The 11420-nt window shown below is 62.8% G+C and carries 9 protein-coding genes; all 9 read left to right on the forward strand.

From position 1 onward, the window contains the following. The first annotated feature begins 133 nt into the window (after positions 1-133). The 9 genes from EJA72_RS27200 (at position 134) to EJA72_RS27240 (ending at position 11273) form a co-directional block, all read left to right on the forward strand. The gene (locus EJA72_RS27200; RefSeq protein WP_157714958.1) at positions 134-646 is read left to right on the forward strand and encodes a dimethylamine monooxygenase subunit DmmA family protein; all 513 of its coding nucleotides are present in this window, start codon (positions 134-136) and stop codon (positions 644-646) included. Next, a complete protein-coding gene (locus EJA72_RS27205) occupies positions 643-1572 on the forward strand; it encodes a PDR/VanB family oxidoreductase (protein WP_157714959.1) in 930 nt (309 codons plus the stop codon). The genes EJA72_RS27200 and EJA72_RS27205 overlap by 4 nt, the downstream gene beginning before the upstream one ends. A gap of 9 nt (positions 1573-1581) precedes the next feature. After that, entirely contained in the window at positions 1582-2598 is a 1017-nt protein-coding gene (locus EJA72_RS27210; protein WP_157714960.1) for a DUF3445 domain-containing protein, read from the forward strand. Positions 2599-2632: 34 nt separating this feature from the next. Beyond that, entirely contained in the window at positions 2633-3763 is a 1131-nt protein-coding gene (locus EJA72_RS27215) for an aminomethyltransferase family protein (RefSeq protein ID WP_157714961.1), read from the forward strand. Positions 3764-3807: 44 nt separating this feature from the next. Next, positions 3808-4674 (forward strand): formyltetrahydrofolate deformylase, encoded by an 867-nt coding sequence (gene purU / locus EJA72_RS27220; RefSeq protein ID WP_157714962.1) that lies wholly within the window; start codon positions 3808-3810, stop codon positions 4672-4674. A 40-nt stretch (positions 4675-4714) separates the two neighbouring features. Beyond that, positions 4715-6082 (forward strand): NAD(P)-binding domain-containing protein, encoded by a 1368-nt coding sequence (locus EJA72_RS27225; RefSeq protein ID WP_157714963.1) that lies wholly within the window; start codon positions 4715-4717, stop codon positions 6080-6082. Between the two features lie 15 nt (positions 6083-6097). Continuing rightward, a complete protein-coding gene (locus EJA72_RS27230; protein WP_157714964.1) occupies positions 6098-8440 on the forward strand; it encodes a DUF1989 domain-containing protein in 2343 nt (780 codons plus the stop codon). A 161-nt stretch (positions 8441-8601) separates the two neighbouring features. Further along, the gene (locus tag EJA72_RS27235) at positions 8602-10281 is read left to right on the forward strand and encodes an APC family permease (protein WP_157714965.1); all 1680 of its coding nucleotides are present in this window, start codon (positions 8602-8604) and stop codon (positions 10279-10281) included. Between the two features lie 74 nt (positions 10282-10355). Continuing rightward, a complete protein-coding gene (locus EJA72_RS27240) occupies positions 10356-11273 on the forward strand; it encodes a bifunctional 5,10-methylenetetrahydrofolate dehydrogenase/5,10-methenyltetrahydrofolate cyclohydrolase (RefSeq protein ID WP_157714966.1) in 918 nt (305 codons plus the stop codon). Positions 11274-11420: the final 147 nt, after the last annotated feature.

Consider the following 11420-nt stretch of genomic DNA (forward strand, 5'->3'; position numbering starts at 1 on the left):
ACTTCCATGCCCCCAACGCCCGCCGATCGCGGACTACCTCCAAAGAGATACCCCTTTTTCCGGATTGAGAAGATTTTCCCCGTAGGAAACTATCTTCCCCAACAGGAAACAACATCCCGCCAGGAACGCCAGCATGACGGACAGACACAACGCCGCTCCCGACCGACTTCACAGCCTCCCGCGGTATCGCCAGCCGATGCCCCGCGAGGCCGTCACCCGGCACATCGTGGTCATGCAATCGGCCGCTGCCTGCCCGCCCGCGGTCGCCCAGTGGCAACAGTCGCGGGTACTCAACGCTGAGGATGCCAACTTCGCCGACCAACTGGACGCCGTGCTTTCCAGCGCCCGCGTCGGCTGCCACCTCTACATCCTGGGCGACGAGGCGTTCGTCTGGGGTGTTCACGGACAGGCACGCCGCGCCGGACTTGAGGACGACGAGATCGACATCACCCACTCGCTGCCAGGCCCGCGCCACGTCTATTGCGTGCATTGCGGCCTGACCCAGGCCGCCGGCCCGGAGGCCGTCGTGACCTGCATCGGTTGTGACGTCGCGCTGGATGTCCGCGAGCATTTTTCCAGGCGCCTGGGGGCTTACCTCGGCGTCTGCAGCAATCCCGATGAGCCACGCGCCGGAGCCACATCATGAGCGCCGTGCTCAAGGTTCGGGTCAGCGCCGCAAAAATGCTCACCCCAGTGGTGCGTGAATTCACCCTGCAAAGCTGTGCCGGTCCGCTGCCTGGGTTTTCCCCCGGCAGCCATGTGCAGGTTCACCTGGCACTGGCCGACGGAAAGGTGCGCAATGCGTATTCGCTGACCAGCGACCCGACAGACAACCACCATTACCGCATCGCGGTTCGTTTGCAGGACAGCTCACGCGGCGGCTCGCGCTACCTGCATCAGCACGTCCAGATCGGCGACACCCTGGAGATTTCACCGCCGGCCAATCTGTTCGCCCTGCACGCCACGGCCAGCCTGCACATCCTGCTGGCTGGCGGCATCGGCATCACGCCGTTCATGGCGTACATCGCGGCGCTGGAACAGCAGCAGGCGCATGTGGAGCTGCACTACCTGTGTCGCCCGGGCCTCAGCGACGCCTACCTCGACACGTTGCGTCAGCGCCTCGGCTCGCGCTTTCACACCTACCACAGCCGTCCGGACCTTTGCCGCATCCTGCGCGACCGCCCATTGGGCAGCCATCTCTACACCTGCGGCCCACAACCGATGCTCGATGCCGTCCGGCAACAGGCCAAGGCGCTGGGCTGGCCGGACAGCCGGGTGCATTGGGAAGCCTTCAGCGCCGCACAACCGGGACAACCCTTTGACCTTGAGCTGGTGCGCAGCGGTCGACGGCTCAGGGTTGGTGCCGAACAAAGTGTGCTGGAGGCCCTGGAGTCCGCCGGACTTGAAGTGCCCAACCTGTGCCGTGGCGGGGTGTGCGGCCAGTGCAGGACGCGCCATGTGCGTGGCGAAATCGAACACCGCGACAGCTTCCTGAGCCCCGCCGAACAGGCTGATTTTCTGATGCCCTGTGTCTCTCGCGGCTGCGGCCTTTCCGTTTCGCTGGACCTTTAGGAGTCGACCATGTCCATTCAATCGAGCCCCGTGCAGACCTATCGGGACACCTTCACGTTTCGCAACAGCCCCGAGGCCATTCGCCGGTTTCCCTTTCCCTTCACCGAGGACAGTTACCTGTATTCGGTGAACATCGAACCGGCCACTTCCCGCGATCCCGGTTCGATCTACCAGCACGGTTTCGATATCGATGAACACTACCGTTCGGAAATGGCCGAGCGCGCGCTGGTACTGGATCAAGACCCACGCCGTTATCTGGTGATGCCGCACATGCAAATGGCCGCCTGGGACGCCCTGCAGATTCTGATGGAGCACCTCGCCAGCGATTACCCGCAGGACTTCCAGCTCGAGCGCGACGGTGACCAGTGGCATTGGCGCAATCATCGGTTGGACATCGATCAGCGCTTTACCTTTGGCGATGCCACAACCTTGCCCTGCGAGCCTCTGGAGTTCATCACGCGTCAGGTCCAGGGCGATTTTGCCCTGCTCGATCAGCGCGAAGGCGACCTGTTCATGGACGCCGGCATGGTCACCAGCCCGGCCGACTGGTCCTTGGCGTTCGACGCCGGCATGAGTTTCAAGCAGTGGCATTCGCCGGTACCGATGGCGCATCAGATGGGGATCTTCGACCGCGCCCTGAAGTACTTGCTCAACCTGCAAGTCGGGCAGCCGGTGCGCCGGCTGAACTGGACCCTGACCATCAATCCGCGCCTGGATTCGTCCCCCGAAACCTTCCATCAATGGGGGGCCGACCGTGGCCGTATCACCGCCGACAACGTCGGGCAACAGGTGCATTTGCGGGTCGAACTGCAAGTGATGCTGCGCCTGCCGCGCAGCCACGCGGTGATGTTCAGCATCCGCACGTACCTGATCAGCATGGACGAGTTGGTCACCCAGCCTGGCTGGGGTTGCCGCCTGCACCGGGTGCTGCGCGACCTGCCCGAACCCATCGCCGACTACAAAGGCATGACCCGTTATCGACAGACCCTGGTCGAGTGGCTGAGCCGCTTCGATCCAAACGCCTGACCCCTTTCCTATTTCTCCCGACGAGGACCTCCACATGGCTCAATCATGGCGTATTTCTGCACTGGCCGAGCGGCACCGCGCGCTCGGCTCGAACCTGGAAGACTGGAACGGCATGGGCACCGCCTGGACCTACACCAGCGAACTGGCCGACCACCATCAAGCGATTCGCACCCGCGCCGGGCTGATGGACGTTTCCGGGTTGAAAAAAGTCCATTACGTCGGCCCCCACGCCGAGAGCCTGCTGCAATGGGCGACCACCCGCGACATCGCGAAGCTGTACCCGGGCAAATCGGTGTACGCCTCGATGCTCGATGAAGACGGCACGTTCGTCGATGACTGCATCGTCTACCGCACCGGCCCCAACGCGTTCATGGTGGTCCACGGCGCTGGCAACGGCTACGAAATGCTGGTGCGCTCGTCCCAGGGCCGGCAGGTGGCGGTGCTGTTCGACGACGACTTGCATGACCTGTCGCTGCAAGGCCCGCTGGCGGTGGACTTCCTCGCCGAGCACGTGCCGGGGATTCGCCAACTGCCCTACTTCCATCACCTGCAAACGAAACTGTTCGATCGCCCGGTGATGATCTCTCGCACCGGCTACACCGGCGAACGGGGTTACGAAATTTTCTGCAAGGCCGCCGATGCGCCGGCACTGTGGGACACCATTCTCGAACAGGGCGCAGGCATGGGCATCATCCCCTGCGCCTTCACCGCCCTGGACTGGTTGCGGGTGGAAAGTTCGCTGATGTTCTTCCCCTACGACAACTCGCAGATGTACCCCTTCGCCGACCAAAAGGCCGGCGACACGCTCTGGGAAATGGGCCTGGATTTCACCGTCTCCCCGGACAAGCGCGACTTTCGCGGCGCCGATGAACACTTCCGGCTGCGCGGTCAGGAGCGTTTCAAAATGGCCGGTGTGCTGCTCGAAGGCGTCCGCGCCGCCGAGGCCGGCGACACTCTGTGGCAAGGCGACAAACAAGTCGGGGTGGTCACCTGCGGCATGTATTCGCGCCTGAGCAAACGTTCCATGGCCCTCGCGCGCATGAGCGTCGCGTGCTCGGTACCCGGCGTTGCCCTGCAGGTGCGCGGCAGCCAGCACAGCGCCGCCGTGATCCACGCCCTGCCCTTCGACGACCCGGCAAAAACCAAACGCACGGCCAAGGGCTGAGCCGGCCGCCACTTCACCCTGCACGTCATCAACGGGAGCCTTCGATGGACACCCTTAGCGAACAGTACATTCTCAAGATCAACTGCCCGGCGGCGTCCGGCATCGTCGCGGCCATCAGCACCTGCCTCGCTCGCCAGCAGTGCTACATCAGCGAGCTGGCGCAATTCGACGACGAATTCACCGGGCAGTTTTTCATGCGCGCCGTGTTCCGGTTCAACACCGGCGTGGACGGTGATATCGGCGCCTTGCGAGAGGACTTGGGCGCCCTGGCCGGCGGGTTCGACATGCAGTGGCAGTTGTTCAGTTCACGGCAGCCGACCCGGGTGCTGCTGATGGTCAGCAAGTTCGATCACTGCCTGACCGACCTGCTCTACCGCCACCGCAAGGGCGAGATGGACATGCACATCACCGCCGTGGTCTCCAACCACCTGGACCTGCGGGCCATGGCGGAGCGCGAGGGCATCCGCTTCATCTACCTGCCGATCACCAAGGACAGCAAGGCCAGCCAGGAAGCCGAGTTGATGCGCATCGTCGAGGACACGCAAACCGACCTGGTGGTCCTCGCCCGCTACATGCAAATCCTCTCCGACGGTTTGTGCCAGCAACTGTCCGGGCGCGCCATCAACATCCACCACTCGTTCCTGCCCGGTTTCAAAGGCGCCAAGCCCTATCACCAGGCCTACGACCGTGGCGTGAAACTGATCGGCGCCACCGCGCACTACGTCACCAGCGACCTCGACGAGGGACCGATCATCGAGCAGGAAATCCAGCGGGTCGACCACACCCACCTGCCTGATTCGCTGGTCGCCATCGGCCGCGACACCGAAACCGTCGCCCTCTCCAAAGCCTTGAAATACCACCTGGAACACCGGGTGTTCATCAACCAGGACAAGACAGTGATCTTTCGCTGAGCGTCGCTGTTTTCTTCCAGAGCCCATACGAGGCACGATCATGACTTTACGCGTGGCAATCATCGGCGCCGGCCCTTGCGGCATGGCGCAACTTCGAGCCTTCCAGTCGGCCCGTGACCAGGGTGTCGAGATCCCGGAACTGGTCTGCTACGAAAAGCAGAACGATTGGGGCGGCATGTGGAATTACACCTGGCGCACCGGGCTGGACGAAAATGGCGAGCCGGTCCACGGCAGCATGTACCGCTACCTGTGGTCGAACGGACCGAAGGAATGCCTGGAGTTCGCCGACTACACCTTCGAGGAACATTTTGGCCGGCCCATCGGTTCCTACCCGCCACGGGAGGTGCTCTGGGACTACATCAAGGGGCGGGTCGAAAGAGCCGGGGTGCGCGATTACATCCGCTTCAACAACGTGGTGCGCCAGGTCACGTTTGATGAGGTCAGCCAACGCTTCACCCTGCACGCCCATGACTACAACAGCGACACGTTGACCTGCGAAGAATTCGACTACGTGATCAATGCCTGTGGCCATTTCTCCACGCCCAAAGTGCCGTACTTCGAAGGGTTCGAGCAGTTCGCCGGGCGCATTCTGCACGCCCATGATTTTCGCGAGGCCCTGGAATTCAAGGGCAAGGACCTGCTGATCGTCGGCAGCAGCTATTCCGCCGAGGACATCGGTTCCCAGTGCTACAAATACGGCGCACGCAGCATCACCAGCTGCTACCGCACGGCGCCCATGGGCTATGCCTGGCCGGATAACTGGGAAGAAAAACCGCTGTTGCAGCGCCTGGAAAACAACCGTGCCTATTTTGCCGACGGCAGCAGCAAGCACATCGACGCGGTGATTCTGTGCACCGGCTACAAACATCATTTCCCGTTCCTGCCGGATGAGTTGAGCCTCAAGACCGACAACCGCCTGTGGCCGATGAACCTGTACAAAGGCGTGTTCTGGGAACCCAATCCACGGCTGATCTACCTCGGCATGCAGGACCAGTGGTACTCGTTCAACATGTTCGACGCCCAGGCCTGGTACGCCCGCGACGTGATCCTGGGACGCATCGCTTTGCCGAGCCATGCCGAAATGGTTGCCGACAGCCTGCAATGGCAGGCGCAGGAACAGACGCTGGAAACCAACCAGCAAATGTTCGAATACCAGGGCGCCTACATCCAGCACCTGGTGGACGCCACCGACTACCCGGATTTCGATATCGCCGCCGTCAACGAAACCTTCCTGCACTGGAAGCACGACAAGGCCGAAAACATCATGGGCTATCGCGACAAGTCCTATCGCTCGCTGATGACCGGCACCCAGTCGCCCCCGCACCACACGCCGTGGCTGCATGCACTGGACGACTCCATGGCGGCGTACCTCGCGGAACCGCCAACGTCCATCAAGTCGGTTGGCTGACCCGGGGGCCTCACCATGAACGCACCTCGTGTTTCCCGACCGCAAGAGCCCGGGCTCTTTGCCCGGGCCCCGGCCCTGGAGCGTTATCGGGTGGCCGCTGGCGGACTGACCATGGTCGCGCTGCAACCGGGCGACAGCTTGCAAGTGATCGACCTGGAAGGCCGGCAACCTTGCGAACTGATTGCCGTGGACAGTCATGGTCGCAGCGCTTTGGCGACGTGGTCGCTGGAAGCGTCGGCGGCTTGCGGGTACATCGGCGCGCGACTCGCCGAGCCAACCGTGCAGGCGCGTCGCATTGGCCAGGCGTTGAGCCGTCGCGGCATTGACCCGCAACAGTCGCCCGGCGCCGCCCTCCTTTGGGACGAGGACAGCCCGGCCAACCACAGCCGCGAGTTCGTGGCCAACGATGAACTGCTGGTGATCGTCGCTGCACCCGCCGGGCCCACCGCTGTCGATCGGCAGTACCGGCCCAGCGAACTTCACGTCTGGGTGAAGCGCGCCAATCCTTCGCCTTTGCTGCTGCCCAATCTGCCTGAACCACTGGGTGACGTGCTGGACGAGTTCACCCTGCGTGCCGGTACCGCGCAGAGTTTTACCTTGGGCAAGGGTCAGTACGTGCAGGTGCTGGACGTTGCCGGCCGGCAGTGTTCGGACTTCGTTGCGCTGGATCGACGGGCACTGGATCGCGGCCTGGAGCTGGAGCTGGACCAGACCGTGACCCGCACGCTGAACGGCAGCGCCTACCCGGCACCGGGGCTCTTTTCGAAGTTTTTCGACCGGCAGATGCAACCGATGCTCGAAGTGGTGCGCGACACCGTCGGCCGCCACGATTCCTTCGCCCTGGCCTGCGCCGCGCGTTACTACGAGAGCCACGGCTATTTCGGGCACGACAACTGCAGCGACAACCTCAGCCAGGCGCTGGCACCCCACGGGGTCAAGGCTCGTGGTGGCTGGCCAGCGATCAATTTTTTCTACAACACCGGCATCGACGCACACCAGCAAATGACCCTCGACGAACCCTGGTCACGGCCCGGTGACTACGTGCTGCTGCGGGCCATGACTGACTTGCTGTGCGCCAGCACCTCGTGCCCGGATGACATCGACCCGGCGAATGGCTGGAACCCCACCGATATCCACGTCCGCGTCTACAGCGAAAAGGAGCGATTTTCCATCGCCATGAGCACTCGAACCACGGCCGATGCCGACCCGATTCTCACGCGTGAGTCCGCGTTCCACTCCCGCACCCGCGCCTTGACCGGCAGCTTCGTCGACTACCGCAACTGGTGGCTGCCACTGCGTTACGACGGCTATGGCGCAATTGAGGAATACCTCGGCTGCCGCGAACGCGTGGCCGTGATGGACCTGACCGCCCTGCGCAAATTCGAAATCATCGGCCCGGACGCCGAAGCCTTGTTGCAGTACTGCCTGACCCGCGACGTGCGGCGCCTGGCGGTGGGCCAGGTGGTCTACTCGGCGATGTGCCACGACCACGGCGGCATGCTCGACGACGGCACGTTGCTGCGTCTGGGGCCGGACAATTTCCGCTGGATCTGCGGTGAAGATTTCGCCGGGGTCTGGCTGCGCGAGCAGGCGCAAAAACTCGGCATGAAGGTCTGGATCAAATCCGCCAGCGAACAGATCCACAACCTGGCGGTGCAAGGTCCGATGAGCCGCGAGTTGCTGAGCCAAATGGTCTGGACCCCACCGACCCAGCCCAGCCTCGACACCCTCGGCTGGTTCCGTTTTCTGGTCGGGCGGCTGGACGGTTTCGACGGCTGCCCGCTGATGATTTCGCGCACGGGCTACACCGGCGAACTGGGTTACGAAGTGTGGTGCCAATCCGAAGATGCCGAGCGGGTCTGGGACCGGATCTGGCAACTGGGCCAGCCCCTGGGCCTGGTGCCTCTGGGCCTGGAAGCCCTGGACATGTTGCGCATCGAAGCCGGGTTGATTTTTGCCGGTTACGAGTTCAGCGACCAGACCGATCCGTTCGAGGCCGGGATCGGTTTTTCCGTGCCGCTGAAAAGCAAAACCGATGATTTCATCGGCCGCGATGCCCTGTTGCGGCGCAGCGCACATCCCGCCCACAAGCTGGTGGGCCTGCAACTCAGCGGCAACGAAGGCGCTCATCACGGCGACCCGGTGTATCGCGGCCGGGCCCAGGTGGGCGTCATCACCAGCGCCTGCCGCTCACCGCTGCTGGGCAGCAACATTGCGCTGTGCCGGGTCGATGTGGCCTGCGCCGACGCTGGAACGGTATTGGAGATTGGCAAAGTCGATGGCCTGCAGAAGCGCATCAGCGCCACGGTCACCGCAGCGATTTTCTACGACCCGGACAAAAGCCGGGTGCGTAGCTGATCAACTTTTAACTGCCCATACACCCTCTGTAGGAGCGAGCTCGCTCGCGATGGTCGTCAACGATAACGCGTGCTGTCTGGTTGAACGCGTTGTCTGGGCGTTTTTCGCGAGCAAGCTCGCTCCTACAAAGGGGCCGGATTATCAGACATGGGAATACGAAGATGGAAGCGACTACGTTCGAGGCCGTACCGCAGGCCGCCGCCTCAACCGGCAGCCTGCATCGCAAGATCGATTGGCGAGGGGCATTCTGGGTCGCCAGTGGCGTGCCCGCGCTGGTGCTGTTTTCTATCGGCGCCATCGCCGCGACGGTTGGCAAACCGGCCTGGATTGTCTGGATCGTGTCGATCCTGTTCGGGTTTATCCAGGCGTTCACCTACGCCGAAATCGCCGGGCTGTTCCCGCACAAATCCGGCGGTGCCTCGGTCTACGGCGCAGTCGCCTGGGTGCGCTACAGCAAGTTGATCGCCCCGGTGTCGGTGTGGTGCAACTGGCTGGCCTGGTCGCCGGTGTTGTCCATCGGCTCGGGGCTGGCGGCCGGTTATATCCTTACCGCGCTGTTTCCCGCCGATGCGCTGATCAATACCTGGCAGCTGACCTTGCTCGATCTGGGCTGGATCAAAACCGGGCTGTCGTTGCGGATCAATGCGACGTTCGCCATCGGCCTGCTGATCCTGCTGACGGTATTCGCCGTGCAGCATGGCGGCATCCTGCGCTCGGCACGCTTGACCCTGGTGCTGGGCGTGACCTCGCTGATCCCCTTGCTGCTGGTCGGTGTGGTGCCGTTGTTCACCGGGGACGCGGCACAGGCCAACTTCCTGCCGTTGTACCCGCTGGCCCATGACGCGGCCGGTCAAGTGATCGACGGCCCTTGGGATTTGTCTGGCTGGACGCTGATGGCCGGCGGGCTGTTCATGGCGGCGTGGTCCACTTACGGCTTCGAAACCGCCGTGTGCTACACCCGGGAATTCAAGGACCCCAAGCGTGACACGTTCAAGGCGATCTTCTACGCCGGCCTGTTGTGCATCGTGGTGTTCACCCTGGTACCGCTGGCATTTCAGGGCAGCCTGGGGCTCGGCCAACTGGTGACACCGGCGGTGCTGGATGCCAGCGGCGCAGTGGTGACGCCGGCGGTCTACAGCGGTCTGTTGTCCCCCGCGATCTACAGCGGGATGGGCGTTGGCCAGGTCATGGCGGACAGCATTGGCGGCGGCAAGCTGGTGGCCAATATCGTGCTGATCATGTTGGTGTTGGCCACGCTGCTGGCGATCATGACCTCGATGTCCGGCTCCTCGCGCACCTTGTACCAGGCGTCGGTGGACGGCTGGCTGCCGAAGTACCTGGGCCGCACCAACGAACACGGCGCGCCCACCGCTGCGATGTGGACTGACTTGTCGTTCAACCTGCTGCTGTTGCTGATGTCCGACTATGTTTTCGTGCTCGCGGCGTCCAACGTCAGCTACATCATCTTCAACTTTCTCAACCTCAATGCCGGCTGGATTCATCGCCTGGACCGTCCAGACTGGATTCGCCCGTACAAAGCCCCCACCGTGTTGCTGGCGGCTGGCGGCGTGCTGAGCTTCGTCAACCTGGCGTGCATGGGGCTGGGCGCCGATATCTGGGGCGCGGGCACGCTGGTCACCGGCCTGTTGCTGGCGCTGTTGATTCTGCCCGTGTTCTGCTACCGCCATTACGTGCAGGACAAGGGCCGTTTCCCGCAAGCAATGCTCGACGAACTCTACGTTCAGGCCGACTCGGGCCTCAAACGCGCGGGCTGGTTGCCCTATGCCACCCTGATCGCCGGCGTACTGGTGGTGTACGGCTGCCATCAACTGGTAGCCTGAGCCTCCCTGGCTTCAGGATTCAATAGACCCGCGAGGCGCCAAGGCGTCTCGCGGCTCAGCTCGATGCTCATTCAATGACGACGGTGACGCCTTTGATCAGTAGTGCCTCCCCACTCGCCCGCGATATCGACGGCAAAGCCATCGCGGCCCAGGTTCTGGAAGAAGTCCGCGAAGACGTGAAGAAACTGGCCGGGCAACAGATTTTCCCCGCCCTGGCCGTGTTGCTCGTCGGCGAAGACCCGGCCAGCCATGTGTATGTGCGCAACAAACTGCTGCGGGCCCAGGAAGTCGGGATTCGCTCACTCGAATACCGTCTGCCGGACACTGCCAGCCAGGTGCAGGTGCTGGAACTGATTGCTCAATTGAATATGGACGTCTCGGTGAACGGCATCCTGGTGCAGTTGCCGTTGCCGGCCCACATCGACGAAGCCGCGGTGATTCATGCCATTGACCCGATCAAGGACGTGGACGGCTTTCATCGGGAAAACGTTGGCGGGCTGGTCCAGGGCATCGAAGTGCTGACGCCCTGCACGCCCAGCGGCTGCATGCGTCTGCTGCAGGAAACCTGCGGTGATTTGAGCGGCTTGCACGCGGTGGTTATCGGGCGTTCGAACATCGTGGGTAAACCGATGGCGACTTTGCTGCTGCAGGCCAACTGTTCGGTCAGCGTGGTGCACTCGCGCAGTGTCGATGCACCGGCGTTGTGCAGGCTGGCCGATATTGTGGTGGCGGCGGTGGGTCGTCCCGGGTTGATTGATGCGAGCTGGTTAAAGCCTGGGGCGGTGGTGATTGATGTGGGGATCAATCGCATTGCCACTGAGTCGGGGCATCGGCTGGTGGGTGATGTGGATTACGCCAGCGCGCGCACCGTGGCCAGTGCGATCACGCCGGTGCCGGGGGGTGTGGGGCCGATGACGATTGCTTATTTATTGAAGAATACGTTGGTTGCGAGTCAGTTACAGCGGGGGGTTGGGCGGGTTTTGGTGGGTTGATGCCCTAACCGCCACTTTGGTTTTTTGGGAACTGTAGGAGCCGAGCTTGCTCGCGATGGAGTGTCAGTCGACACCAATGTGTCTGAACCACCATCGCGGGCAAGCCCGCTCCCACAGTGATCTCTGGTGTACACCACATTTGTAAAC

The sequence above is a fragment of the Pseudomonas sp. PB120 genome (assembly GCF_009761815.1).
Classification (GTDB): Bacteria; Pseudomonadota; Gammaproteobacteria; order Pseudomonadales; family Pseudomonadaceae; genus Aquipseudomonas.